This window comes from Bradyrhizobium macuxiense, from assembly GCF_007993935.1.
In the GTDB taxonomy this organism is placed as follows: domain Bacteria; phylum Pseudomonadota; class Alphaproteobacteria; order Rhizobiales; family Xanthobacteraceae; genus Bradyrhizobium; species Bradyrhizobium macuxiense_A.
In genome coordinates this window covers 175,541-188,401 of the sequence record NZ_VITY01000013.1, presented here as the reverse complement: position 1 = coordinate 188,401, position 12,861 = coordinate 175,541, and the positions used below count along the sequence as shown (strand labels likewise).

General features: G+C 65.1%; 13 protein-coding genes. 8 read left to right on the top strand and 5 right to left on the bottom strand.

The genetic code is table 11. The features are described 5' to 3' along the window. Positions 1-42 precede the first annotated feature (42 nt). Entirely contained in the window at positions 43-1,989 is a 1,947-nt protein-coding gene (locus FBZ93_RS30520) for a patatin-like phospholipase family protein (RefSeq protein ID WP_146991147.1), read from the bottom strand. Positions 1,990-2,111: 122 nt separating this feature from the next. Continuing rightward, the gene (locus FBZ93_RS30515) at positions 2,112-3,263 is read right to left on the bottom strand and encodes a zinc-binding dehydrogenase (protein WP_146991146.1); all 1,152 of its coding nucleotides are present in this window, start codon (positions 3,261-3,263) and stop codon (positions 2,112-2,114) included. A gap of 234 nt (positions 3,264-3,497) precedes the next feature. Here FBZ93_RS30515 and FBZ93_RS30510 point away from each other — a divergent pair, with 234 nt between their 5' ends. Then, positions 3,498-4,025, top strand: coding sequence for a hypothetical protein (locus FBZ93_RS30510; protein WP_146991145.1), 528 nt, complete (start codon positions 3,498-3,500; stop codon positions 4,023-4,025). Between the two features lie 25 nt (positions 4,026-4,050). On the opposite strand, the gene FBZ93_RS30505 is transcribed toward FBZ93_RS30510, so the two are convergent. Further along, positions 4,051-5,013, bottom strand: a complete 963-nt coding sequence (locus tag FBZ93_RS30505; RefSeq protein WP_246667706.1) for an MBL fold metallo-hydrolase — start codon at positions 5,011-5,013, stop codon at positions 4,051-4,053. A gap of 154 nt (positions 5,014-5,167) precedes the next feature. On the opposite strand from FBZ93_RS30505, the gene FBZ93_RS30500 reads away from it, so the two are divergent. The 4 genes from FBZ93_RS30500 (at position 5,168) to FBZ93_RS30485 (ending at position 9,627) form a co-directional block, all read left to right on the top strand. Continuing rightward, positions 5,168-6,103 (top strand): acyl-CoA desaturase, encoded by a 936-nt coding sequence (locus FBZ93_RS30500; protein ID WP_146991144.1) that lies wholly within the window; start codon positions 5,168-5,170, stop codon positions 6,101-6,103. Between the two features lie 263 nt (positions 6,104-6,366). Continuing rightward, complete coding sequence (locus FBZ93_RS30495; RefSeq protein ID WP_146991143.1) at positions 6,367-7,929, top strand: FAD-dependent monooxygenase; 1,563 nt, start codon at positions 6,367-6,369, stop codon at positions 7,927-7,929. A 133-nt stretch (positions 7,930-8,062) separates the two neighbouring features. Further along, positions 8,063-8,680, top strand: a complete 618-nt coding sequence (locus FBZ93_RS30490) for a PilZ domain-containing protein (protein ID WP_021077717.1) — start codon at positions 8,063-8,065, stop codon at positions 8,678-8,680. Between the two features lie 332 nt (positions 8,681-9,012). Beyond that, positions 9,013-9,627: a transglutaminase-like cysteine peptidase gene (locus FBZ93_RS30485; RefSeq protein ID WP_146991142.1), complete on the top strand. Its 615-nt coding sequence runs from the start codon at positions 9,013-9,015 to the stop codon at positions 9,625-9,627. Positions 9,628-9,750: 123 nt separating this feature from the next. On the opposite strand, the gene FBZ93_RS30480 is transcribed toward FBZ93_RS30485, so the two are convergent. Beyond that, entirely contained in the window at positions 9,751-10,161 is a 411-nt protein-coding gene (locus FBZ93_RS30480) for a hypothetical protein (protein ID WP_146991141.1), read from the bottom strand. 101 nt (positions 10,162-10,262) lie between these two features. Between FBZ93_RS30480 and FBZ93_RS30475 the strand changes: the two genes are divergently transcribed. The 3 genes from FBZ93_RS30475 (at position 10,263) to FBZ93_RS30465 (ending at position 12,091) form a co-directional block, all read left to right on the top strand. Further along, positions 10,263-10,892, top strand: coding sequence for a TetR/AcrR family transcriptional regulator (locus tag FBZ93_RS30475; RefSeq protein WP_146991140.1), 630 nt, complete (start codon positions 10,263-10,265; stop codon positions 10,890-10,892). A gap of 33 nt (positions 10,893-10,925) precedes the next feature. Then, entirely contained in the window at positions 10,926-11,456 is a 531-nt protein-coding gene (gene fabA / locus FBZ93_RS30470) for a bifunctional 3-hydroxydecanoyl-ACP dehydratase/trans-2-decenoyl-ACP isomerase (RefSeq protein ID WP_146991139.1), read from the top strand. 143 nt (positions 11,457-11,599) lie between these two features. Then, positions 11,600-12,091, top strand: a complete 492-nt coding sequence (locus FBZ93_RS30465) for a hypothetical protein (protein WP_146991138.1) — start codon at positions 11,600-11,602, stop codon at positions 12,089-12,091. A gap of 436 nt (positions 12,092-12,527) precedes the next feature. Here the strand turns inward: FBZ93_RS30465 and FBZ93_RS40815 are convergent, their stop codons facing one another. Beyond that, a complete protein-coding gene (locus tag FBZ93_RS40815; RefSeq protein ID WP_167529277.1) occupies positions 12,528-12,677 on the bottom strand; it encodes a hypothetical protein in 150 nt (49 codons plus the stop codon). Positions 12,678-12,861: the final 184 nt, after the last annotated feature.

Here is a 12,861-nt window from a genome sequence, read left to right as displayed (position 1 = left end):
AGGCCGGCACGATGGTCGACTTCGGCGGCGCCTGCAAGCGGCTCAACCGACGCGGGCCTGATGGGAAACCGGCGCGGCCGCCGTCGTCACCGGAGCCGCGCTCGTGTCTGCATCCTTGTTCGTATCGTTGCCTGCGTCCTTGGCGGACGCGACGATCGCCGCAATGGCCGGGTTATGCGCGGCCTCCGAGGCGGCAATGGTTTCCTGGGCCCAGCGATACGACGACTCGAAAATCTCCTGATGGCGGTCGAAATCGGTCACGTCGATGCCGTCGGGCGTCGGCGGGCGCATCACCAGGTCGAACGGCGTGGTCGGCAGCGTATCGTAGCGCTGATGCGCGACGAGGCTCCGCCACAGCACGTTGACGGCGCTCGGCGCGGCCGGAAGCGACTTCCGCCGGAACGGCATCAGCAAGGTCGCAAGCAGCTCGAACCTTCCCGGCAGCGCGGCATAGTCGACATCGAACATCTCGCTCGCCGGCTCGCCGAAATGCACCACCAGATTCGGGCCGCTCTTCATCTGGTGCATCTGCGCCAGTGGAACATTGTCGACGAGGCAGCCGTCGACCAGCATCAGTCCGTCCTTCGTGTAGAACGGCGGCAGCAGGCCGGGGATGGCGCTGGAAGCGCGCACCGCCTGCCACAGCAGGCCGGTCCGGATCAATTCGAGACTGTGCGTCGACAGATTGGTGGCGACCGCCGCGAACGGCCGCCAGCAATCCTCGATCCGGCAGTTGTGGCCATACTGATCGGCCAGCGCCCGATCGAAGGCCTTGTGGTCCAGCAGCGCATAGCGCGGCCAGGTCGGACGGCGGAAGCTGCGGCTGGAGACGAAGATCTCATGCGTGCCGCGCTCGAGATGTTCGGCGTCGTAGTTCTTGGCAAAACCCGCCGCCATCGCCGAACCGACGCTGGTGCCGACGAAGATGTCGAACATGGCGCCGCGCTCGCGAAAGGCCTTGTAGACCCCGACATGCGCGGTGCCGAGGCTGCCGCCGCCGCCGGCGACGAACCCGACGGCGCGGCCGCACAGGAAACGCACCAGGCTGTCGATATCGATCTGGTCCTCGAGCGCGACATGGTGGTGCATGAAGCAGGGCAGCCGCGCGAGCCAGGCCGCGGTGCCGCTGACCTCGTTCTGCCTGATGTCATGAACGCGAACCAGGCGCCGCGCCGACGCCGGATGCACGGCGCAAGCGAAGCTCTCGAGCTCGGTCAGGTCAGGCGGCGGCGCCTGGCCGCGGCAGGCAAACACGACGAGGTCGGCCTGGCGGATGGTCTTGCGCGCCCATTCCGACGCATCGGAGCCGCCGAAATAGGCCACCAGCGGCGCGTCGTACTCGATCCGGTTGAGCCAGTCGGCGACCTCGGAAGCGTCCAGCGTGCGGCCGGGAAACATCGCCTGCACGCGCGCGAGGTCGACGATCTCGGCGCCGGCGGCGGCAAGGCCCTGGCGCAGCCTTTGTTCGAAGGCCGCCGGCACCGGCTCGCGTCCGCCCGAGATCAGCGCGACGGTGCGCGCCTTCGGTGACGTCCGGACCGGCAGCAGCCGCGCGGTCTGGATCGCAAACCGCTGCGCGAGCGCGGCCAGCAGCGCCTCGACGATCCCTGGCGTTTCCTCGACAAGCCGCGCATACGCCGCCCGCGTCAGCACCAGTACGCTGCTATCGCGGATCGCGATCACATTGGCGGTGCGCGGGATGTTGGCGAAGAAGCCGATCTCGCCGACCAGCTCGCCGGCGCGAAGCTCCGCAATCGGCTCGGGATGATCGGTCCGGTACACGGCGAGCGCGCCGTGCAGCACCAGGAACAAGGCGTCGGAGGCGCCGCCCTGCTCGACCAGCAGCTCGCCACGCACCAGGTCGCGCCGGGTCATCGCGCCAAACGCGATCAGCCGCTGCTCCGCGCTGAGCGTCCTGAACAGCGGGAAGTCCTCGGACAGGTTTCCCCACGCAAACGTTGCACTCGGCGGCACGCGGTTCGACTGCATGATCGGATGTTAGCGCCGGGCCGTCGTCCCGGCGAGCGATATCAGAGCATGATCGGCAGCACCCGGCCGCTATTCCCTTGGGAGCACTGCAACAGGAATTGCAGCATTCCCATTTGCCTGCCTCACCCGACCAGCTCGGGCCACGGCACGATGGTCGACTTCACCGTCTTCATCGCCATCGCGTCCGCGACCGCCTGCGCGACGCCGTCCTCGGTGAACGGATAGATGGTCTGCATGTCGAGCCAGGGATATTTGTCGCGGGTGCGGTAGAGCATGTCGACGCCGAGCGGCAGATCGTTGCCGGTGAAGCCCCAGGAGCCGAGCACGTTGAGGTCCTTGGTGCAGATGCGATGCCACGACGTGTTGATCGAGCCGGCATCGGTGAACTGGCCCATCTCGACGTAGGTGCCGCCGTCGCGCAGCATCTCGATGCCTTCGGGTCCCGCGGTCGGATGGCCGGAGCAATCCATCACGAGATCGGCGCCGAAGCCGCCGACGATGTCGCGCACCGCCTTGATGCGCTCTTCCGGCGTCTTGAGCTGCTCGATGTCGACGGTCGCCTCGGCGCCGAACTTGCGCGCCAGCTTGAGCCGCTGATCTTCCGGCGCGCCGACGCAGATCACGCGCCCTGCCCCCATCTCCTGCGCGGCCGCCACCGCGAGGATGCCGATCGGCCCGGAGCCCTGGATCACCACCGTGCCGCCCCAGGAAAAGCCGCCGGCGCGGGTGGCGCGGTTGAAGGCGCGGATGCAGGAGGTCAAGGGCTCGGAGAGTGCGCCCAGCCGCAGCGACATGTCGTCGGGCAATTTGTAGATCTTGGTGCCCGGCAGCATGTCGAGATCGACATAGACATATTCAGCCCAGCCGCCCCACATGTGCGGCGCCTTGTCGAAGCCGAGATAGCGGCCGTAATAGACCGGCGTCAGGCACTTGTTGGCGCTCTCGGGATAGTGGATGCAGTAGTAGCAGCGGCCGCACGGCATCAAGGGCGGGATCATCACCTTCGATCCCACCTTGAGCGGCTTGCTCATGAAGTCTTCGGTGAACTCCGGGCCGCATTCGACGATCACGCCGCCGAGCTCGTGGCCGAGCGTGAACGGCCATGGCAGCGGCTTCGGCCAATGTCCCTTCAGGATGTGCAGGTCGGTTCCGCAAACCCCGCAGGCGCCGACCTTGATCAAGGCCGCCTTTTTGCCGATTTCCGGCCATGGCACGGTCCGGATTACGGGCTTGGCTCCAGGTCCATCATGCGTGCAGACGCGGATCTGCTCCATCGGTTCGCTCTCCCTGTCCTTGTCGTTGGGCCGGGTACGGCCGCACCGAGTTTAGGTCAGGACGATTGGGATGTCATGAATGCCTGTCATGAAGGTCTTCATGACTGACCTTGGCGGGACGAGGCGCTTCAAGTCTTGACGGGAGTATTTTTCCGCAAGGAAGCATCGCAAGAAACCATCGATTGTGAACGCAGCTGAGTGCGAAGAAGTGAGTAGCATTGCGGGGACGACACCATGAATGCAGGTATCGAAGGCATCGTCGGCATGTACGTCAAGTTGGGCGAACTGGACACGCTGCAACGGATGAAGGAGCATCGGCAGAACCTGCTGGAGCAATGCGTCGATACGGCGAATTTCAGCTTCGACGTGACGCGATCGATCTACCGAAGCGACCTCGAGGTGATCGAAGCCGGCATCGAGAGCCTCTCAGGCGAGGTCACCGGCCATGTCGACGTCTTCAACGAGAACAGGATCGCCGGCTGGGCCTTGTACGACCAGCACCCCGACAAACGGGTGACGATCGATATCTATTTCAACGGCGAGCTCGTTGCCGAGGTTATTGCCGATCAATTCCGCAAGGACCTGCTCAAGCTCAACAAGGGCGACGGGCACCACGCCTTCATGTTCGAGCCGCCCGCCGGGTCCTATCAGCCGCCCTTGCAGCTTGAGATCCGCGCGGCGAAACGCAAGGTGCTGAAGGCCGTGACCGTTGAACAACCAGCGGTGTCGGCCGAGCCGGCCATGGACGCCGAGGCCAAATAGCCTCGCCGCCTGCGCACGGCGGTCGTTACCTGATCGCGGTGCCGTCGGGGGCAAAGCCCTCGACCTTGTCCGTGATCACGAACGACATCAGATCGTGCCCGATCACGAGCGGCCCCTGATAGGTCGTGCGCGTCCGCTTCAGCAGCGCCTCCTCCGGCACGTCCTGGGTCGGCGGCTGGCTTGCGAACACGATGTGCGAATAGACCGCAAGCTTCGGCTTCGCCTCTGCGAAGATCCTGCCGGCCTCTTCCGGCGAGGTGTGATGGTTCTCGATCGCCCGGTAGTTCGGATAGGCCTTGAACAGGTCGGGATCGATGACCGCGACCTCGTGGATCAGGAGGTCGGCGCCCTCGGCCGCCTTGGCCACCCGCTCGTCCGGCTTGGTGTCGCCCGACAGCACCACCTTCTTGCCGTCATACTCGACGACGTATCCGAACGACGGCTTGATCTTCTCGCCGTGATTGACCTCGATCGCAGTGACCTTGACGCCATTGTTCTCGTAGACCGGTCCCGGCTCGATGTCCTTGGCCGCGAACGCGACACCCGACGGCGGATAATTCTCATCGTCGATCCGGATCCGGATGTCTTCGGAGAACGCCTTGGTGAGATTTTCGGTCATCGCCACCGTGCCCTTCGGCCCGAAGATCACCATCGGCGTCTTGCGCGAGCCGAACGGCGTGCCGATCCATCCCGTCAACCACATGTCGGGAAGTCCGACGACGTGGTCGGAATGCAGATGGGTGATGAAGTGCGCCGTGATCGCGCCGATCGGGATCTTCTTCTGGAACAGGCGGATCGTCGAGCCGCGCCCGAGATCGAAGATCAGCTTCTCCGGCCCCGCCTCCACCAGCGTCGAGGCGCTGAAGCTGGAAAGCCGCGGCGTCGGCGTTCCCGTGCCGAGCAAGGTGACCCGCATCTCGGCGGAACGGGCCATGCCGCAGCCTGCGAGGATGGCCGCGACAAGCGCAAGCCACGGTTTCGGTCGCATGATTGAACGTCTCCACCCCATGAGCCGACTGATTGGCGAGGCTAGGTGAACCCGCCGGGGTTGCCAATGCCTGCTGCGACACGACGGACGGGCGCGGCGGATTGACAGCAACGGCAGCTCCATCCCAAGCTGCGGCACAATTTCAGGTTACGGAATGAAGCTACAGCCCGGCTCCGAACGAATCTTCGCGGACGAGCGCACCGACCCGCTGGATGGACGCGTGCAATGGGCACCGGCGAAGTCGCTATGGCTCGGCAGCATGACCGCGGTCGCGATCATCTTCGGGCCGCTGCTGTTCTCGTGGAGCGCATTCGCGTTGTTCATTGTGACCAGCGCAATCACCCTGTGCTTCGGACATTCGGTCGGCATGCATCGCCGCCTGATCCATGCAAGCTTCGACTGCCCGCTGTGGTTGGAGCGGCTCTGTGTCTATCTCGGCACGCTGGTCGGGATGGCCGGTCCCTACGGCATGGTGCGGCTGCACGATTTCCGCGACTGGGCGCAGCGCCAGGCGGCATGTCACGCCTATTCCTGCCACGCGGCCGGCTTCTGGCGCGATGCCTGGTGGCAGCTGCACTGCAGGCTCATGCTGAAGCACCCGCCGCTGTTCCGGCTCGAACCGCGGCTCGCCGATGATCGCTTCTATGCGTTCGTCGAGCGAAGCTGGATGTGGCAGCAATTGCCCTGGGCCTTGCTGTTTTTTGCGATCGGCTCGTGGAGCTGGCTGGTCTGGGGCATCTGCGTCCGGGTCGCGGTCTGCGTCACCGGCCACTGGTTGATCGGTCATTACTCGCATCGCAGGGGCGGACAGACCTGGGTCATCGAGGGCGTTGCAGCCCAGGGCTACGATGTCGGCATCGCCGGGCTGATCAGCATGGGCGAGAGCTGGCACAACAATCACCACGCCTATCCCGGCTCCGCGAAGCTCGGGCTGCTGCCGGGTCAGATCGATCTCGGCTGGTGGCTGATCAAGGCATTCGAGGCCGCAGGGCTCGCGCGCAACATCAAGACGCCGGACAATCTTGCGCCGCGCCCGGGCGCGCGCCGCGTCGACGGCCCTGATAGTGCCGGTGCGGTCGCCAGGACCTAGCGAACGCGTTGGTGCGGTCCGCCACGCGGGTTGCAGATCCGGCGCGATGCCGTTATATCGCCCCTGTCGGAAAAGGCAGACTTGGTTTGGTAAGCCCAAGTCCTTTCGTGAACGAAGTCGCTTCGAACGAAAGCTCTGGTCTCCTGCCTCGTGCATGAGATCCCCACGACGAACACCGGACGCCATCCAGGCGTCCATTGTTCGTCCGTGTGGTTCTCAACCCGACGAACCGCTCCGGTCGAACACCGACACAGGAGCCGTTCATGCACAACCACCACCACCTTCCCCATGATGTCGTGATTGCCGGTGCCGGGCCCGTCGGCCTGATGCTTGCCTGCGAGCTGCGGCTTGCTGGGCTGTCGGTCCTGGTGTTGGAGCAGGCCGCGGACCCGCGCTCGCCGTTGAAGCGGCTGCCGTTCGGCATGCGCGGCCTTTCGGCGCCCACCATCGAAGCCCTCGATCGTCGCGGGATGCTGGACGAGATCGCGGCGGTCCAGCGTGCGAAGCAAGGCTCGGATAGCAACGCATCGAACGCCGCGCATTGGATGCAACAGCCGCGCCGCCCGGCCGGCCATTTCGCCGGCATCCAGTTTTATCACGACGATATCGACACGTCGCAATGGCCGTTTCGCCTGCCGAGCCCGGCCGGCACCAGCATGGCGGTCGACATGGCGGCGCTCGAGTTCGCCCTCGCCGCGCACGCAACCGGGATGGGCGTCGAGATCAGGCGCGGCGCGGGCGTCGAGGCACTCGAGCAGTCGGATGACGCCGTCGCCATTCGCGTTGGCGGCGAGACGTTCCATGGACGTTGGCTGGTCGGTTGTGACGGCGGCCGGAGCACGGTGCGCAAGGCGGCCGGATTCGACTTCGCCGGCACCGACCCCGAGTTCACAGGTTATTCGACCGTGGTCGAGATCGCCGATCCGGACGAGCTCGCCGCGGGCCGCCACTACACGCCGACCGGCATGTACACCTACGCGCGCCCCGGCATCATCGCGATGGTCGAGTTCGACGGCGGCGCGTTCCACCGCACCCAACAGATCACGTGCGAGCATGTGCAGGCGGTCCTGCGCCGCGTCTCCGGCACCGACGTCAAATTGACGGCGCTCCAGCTTGCCACCACCTGGACGGATCGCGCCTGTCAGGCGACGGAATACCGGAAGGGACGCGTGCTGCTCGCCGGCGACGCCGCGCACATCCATTCTCCGCTGGGCGGCCAAGGGCTCAACCTCGGGCTCGGCGATGCGATGAACCTCGGCTGGAAGCTCGCAGCCACCATCCGCGGCGACGCGCCGGCGGATTTGCTCGACAGCTATTCGCGCGAGCGGCATCCGGTCGGCGCGCAGATTCTCGACTGGTCGCGCGCGCAGGTCGCGCTGATGCGGCCGACCCGGAGCACGCGCGCGCTCGAAGCCATCATTCGCGATCTGATCGCAACGCCCGACGGCGCGACATATTTTGCCGAGCGCGTGTGGGGCGTTTCGCTGCGCCACGAACTCGGCGGCGGCCATCCGCTGGTGGGCCGCAGCGCGCCGGACTTCGAGCTCGCTTGCGGAGTGAGGCTCGGCGAACGACTCAGAGACGGGCGCAGCCTGCTGCTGGACTTTGGCCCGCGCGCGCCCTTGCAAGCGCTTGCCGATCGCTGGCGAGGCCGGATCGGCTATGTCGCAAGCGACGCCCGGGATCGGCTGGGCTTGACCGCATTGCTGGTGCGCCCTGACGGGCTTGTGGCTTGGGCCACAGACATCGAGCCGGATCTGCAGGAGACTGCTCGAGCCGCGGCGCGATGGTTCGGAGAACCTGACGCGGCGTATCGAGGAGCCTAACGCATTTGGGTATGGCACACGGGAACGCTCTCGCTCCGTGTCCGGGTTCCATTTCACAACCGTAACGCCCCGTTAACCCTATCAGCTTTAGGGTCATCGGGGCTCCGAATGGACGGTGGCCGGGTTTGTCGTGATGTCGTTTGCACAGAAGAAAACTAACGTCGTCCCCGTTGCCGAGGAGCGGCGCCGCTTCCAGCGCGTCAAGGTGCACCTGCTCGGCCGCTACATGCTGCCCGACCGGCGCGAGTTTCCCTGCCAGATTATCAACATGTCCCCGGGCGGCCTCGCCTTGCTGGCACCCGGTATCGGCAATGTCGGCGACCGCGTGATCGCCTATCTCGACCATATCGGCCGGGTCGAGGGCCGCATCACCCGCATCATCGACAACGGCTTTGCCATGACGATCGGCGCCACCGCGCGCAAGCGCGACAAGCTCGCCGCCCAGCTCACCTGGCTCGCCAACCGCGACATCCTCAATCTGCCCGAGGATCGCCGCCACGACCGTATCGTGCCGCGCAACCCGATCGCCCTGCTCACCCAGGAAGACGGCACGCGGATGACCTGCCGCATCATCGACCTTTCTCTCTCCGGCGCCGCGATCGCCGCCGAGAACCGCCCGCCGCTGAAGTCGCTGGTGATGCTCGGCCGGGTGCAGGCCCGCGTGGTGCGAAACCTCGAGGAAGGCTTCGCGCTCGAGTTCGTCCACGAGCAGTCCGCGGAAACCCTCGAAGAGAGCGTTACCGCGAGGTAAAGCGGAAAACCGCTCAAGCCCCCGTTTTCAGCCTGCGAAGGCGGCCTCCGGTGCACCGGTGGCCGCCTTCGCCGCGTTTGGCCCGGCACAATCGGCGGTTAACGGCCGCGCCGTTTGGCGCAACAAACCGCGCCGGCGCAACGCTTGCGATGTTAATGCATAAAATTTGAATCAATTGCAGTTGTTTCAAATTTTACGCGAATTCGATTCAAGTACAGATCGAATTCGCCGCAGCTTTTACCAGTATTCGCGTCAAATCTACTTTGCGCACTTAGCGGCGGCGCAAAAGCTTTGTGCGAAACGTGGTCCCAACAAGAAGAACGGGGGCTACGATGTTTGGGTTCAGGGGACAGGGGAAAGGTTTGGCGGTTGCCGCCATTCTGTTTGCGACGTGCGTGTCGGCCAAGGCCGGCGACGTGGTCTACGCCAGCCTGGGTGACGTTGCGCGTTCGCCGATCGGCTGGGTCGAATTCTGTACCGACAATCCCGCCGAGTGCCGCGGCGGCAAGACGCAACCACGCGACATCGTGATGTCGCAGACCGCTTGGCGCGACCTCGTGCGGGTCAACAAGTGGGTCAACGAATCCATCAAGCCGATGACCGACATGGATCATTGGGGCGTGATCGAGAAATGGTCGTTACCGACCGACGGTTACGGCGACTGCGAGGACTACGTGCTCCTGAAGCGCAAGATGCTGATGGACGCCGGCTGGCCGCGCGAGGCGCTGTTGATCACGGTGGTGCGCGACAAGAAGGGCGAAGGCCACGCGGTGCTGACGGTGAAGACCGACAAGGGCGAGTTCGTGCTCGATAACCAGAACGAGAGCATCGTCGCCTGGACGGAGACCGGCTACCGCTTCGTCAAGCGGCAATCGCAGAGCGATCCCAATGTGTGGGTCTCGCTCGGCGACAGCCGCCCCGCAATTTCAACCGCCAGCTCGCGCTGAGCGACAACAGGGAATCGAGTTCGCGACCCGGTCACATCCCCACCCCTCCCCGTCCCAGACCGGTTCGCGCGCGGCCAGGCTTCCCCCAAAGCCTGGCCGCAACCATTTTGGGGGGACTGCCGATCAGAAGAAGCGCTCGAGGAAGGCCGCCGTCTGATCCGTGATGCCAACGATCTTGTTGGTGGCCTGCCGATAGAATTTGAAGTTGAGCTCGGTCTCGGGCCGGCCGTCATCCCAAACCTTGAAGCGCTTGAGTTGGTCGCGTCCGAGCGGCTGCCTCGCCAACGCAACGCACCTGACCGCGATGCCGACGCGCGGCGTTTGCCTGGCGATGCCGGCCTTGCGCGGCACCGCTTCGGCCGAAATGACGATCCCACGCGCGATCAGGCCGTTGCCGCCCTCGTTCTCGCTCGCGAATACGAACACGACGTCGCCGGCGACGATCAGCTTGCCGCCATACATGGTCTTCTGCGCGGCGAAGGTGAACGCCTTCGCCCGCGGTTCACGGATCTCGGTCTTGATCGCAAACGCCATCGCACGCCTTTCGCCGGTTCGCTCGGCCGTCCGGCGGACCGAGGCTTGACATCCTAGTATCGGCTCGGTTGAATTGAATTCAATTCAGCAACGGATAAGCGATGGGCGCAACAAGTCTCGGGACACGCGAACGGCTGCTCGCCGCAGCCCAACAGGAACTGATCGAAGGCCAGGGACACCTCGAGATGCAGGCGGTCGCGAGACGGGCGCAGGTCTCGGTCGGGCTCGCCTATCACCACTTCGGATCGAAAGCCGGCCTGATCGCCGCGGTGGTCGAGGACTTCTACGAGCGCCTCGATGAGGCGGCATTCGGCGGCGCCAAGCCGTCCGCAACGAACTGGGCGGACCGGGAGAAGGCGCGGATCGGCGTCTATGTCGCCTTTCACTATGAGCACCCGTTCGCGCCCCTCGTGATCGGCCCGCTGAGCCGCACACCGGAGGTCCTCGACGTCGAGACCGCCTTCACCGGCCGCCAGCTTGCGGCCGGTGCGCGCATGCTCGAAGCCGCGCAGCGCGACGGGATCGTGCCCGAAGGGCTCGACCCTCACCTCACCATCGCGCTGATGATCGGCGGCATCCGCCAGGCGCTGATCGGCGCGCTGACGGCCGACCGGCGGCCGGATCCGGCAAGGCTCACCGACGACATCTGGGCCTTCATGGCCGCCGCGCTGCGGCTGCCGGCCGGCCCCGCGCCCATCAAGTCAAAAGCCACGCGGCGCAGCCGCTCCTAACGTTCAACTTTAACCCCAAGGTCGGTGGCCATCTTGTTCAACCCGCACGATTTTCACACGCCGCAATCGTCCTACAGCAAGCCGGATCTGCTGCGCTCGAGCGCGGGCGGCTATTTCGGCCCCGGCAATGCGCAGCTGCCGGCACCGCCGATGCTGATGATGGATCGCATCACCGATATCGGCATCGACGGCGGCGCGTTCGGCAAGGGCCGCGTCGCAGCCGAACTCGACGTTGCACCGGACCACTGGTTCTTCGCCTGTCACTTTGCCGACGACCCGGTGATGCCCGGTTGCCTCGGTCTCGACGCGATGTGGCAGATCATCGGTTTCTGGCTCGGCTGGTCGGGCTCGCCGGGCAAAGGCCGCGCGCTCGGGGTCGGCGAGGTCAAGTTCCGGGGGCACATCACGCCTGATGTCAGGCTGGTGCGCTACGAGGTCGACATGCGCCAGGTCCGGCGCGGCCGCCTGGTGTTGGGCATCGCCGATGGCCGCGTGCTCGCCGACGGCGCCTGCGTCTATCTGGCAAAGGACATGAGGGTCGGCCTGATCGCACCCGCGGGCTAAGGCACAGTCCCGTTTTGGGGCAGAAGCCCCGGAATTTGCGGCGGATTTTGCAGCCCCCGCGCCATCGGCCTGACACCCCGGGTTTTGCCCGCGGCAAGGTTGTGCTATTTCGAACCTTTCAATTGATGTCCGGTTCTGGTCGCATGGTCGAACTTGCCCCCCGGAATTCACAAGCCAGCAGCCTGACTGGCGTGCAGCCGATCGCGATCGGCGCCGTGGCGCTGGTGCTCGTGCTGTTCGGGATCGGCTCGATCGCACTGTGGCGTAGCTTCAGCGGCAACGTGCCCGAGACCGATCGGATGGTCGCCGTCCGCCAGTTGCAGGCGCGGACCGCGCAGGTCTCCGAGGCCCTGGTGGAAAAGACCAAGGGGATGGAGGCGACCCAGCAGGAATCCATCGACCAGTTGCAGGAAGTGCAGGATCAGCTGCTGACCATGCGCAAGCAGTTCGCCCTGCAGCAGGCCGACGCCAAGAGGCTGTCCGACCAGGTCGCTGCACTCACCGAGCAGGTCGAGGGGTTGCGCCAGTCACTGGCGAGCGCGCAGGCCAATGAGCCGGCCGCCGAGCCCGAGCCGCGCAAGCGGTCGAAGGCCACAAGGAGTGCCAACCGCAAGCGCCACAGGTCGCGCGGTTGACGACCGAAGATGACGATCGTCCGGACACCAGACCGGCCATCAAAATGCGCCAAATCCCGAACAAGATCAGCAGCTAAGGTGGAACTTTCGAACTCCAGGCCTGCTGACGGCGGCCTCGCTTGAGTGCCCGTTACCGTGAATTAATCCGGACTTTGTGAACTGGTTCACATAACCGACTTCGAATCCGAGTCATCCTTAAATCACCGGATGGCGTGAGCCGATTTCAATATCCGGGGCTGGCAAGGTCGTTGACGGTATACTACGTCGACGGCCTTGTTTTTTTGGGGCGCTGGAATCCCGGTCTCGGGACTGCCCCACCAAGGCTTGGCTCCCGACACCCTTTGCTCGAAAACGCCCTAGCCGAAGCAGCACGACGGGCCCGGCTGACCGGCTCTGCATCTGGCAACGGCTATCGCGCAGCGAACGGCATTGTCGCCTACTTGACGCGATCGCGCATGACGCGACCGCCCTTCTGCCGCAACCGCGCAAGCTGCGGCTCGAGCTCGTGGAGCATGTAGACCAGCGCAACGGCAAGGCTCGAAACAACCACCATGAACAGCAATGTCAGATCAGGAATGGTCAGCATCTCGGATGTCCTCTGAGGCGCGGCTCCAACCGCAGCCGGACCATGTGTATTCGCGACGCGCTCACGCAACTGCCGTCACGCAAAGCAAGCTGCATACCAATGCGCGACGGCCTCGGCATCAAGACACCGAGGCCGCGCCAAACATTCCAAGACCATCAGCATGGCGATCGCATGGACCGGCCAT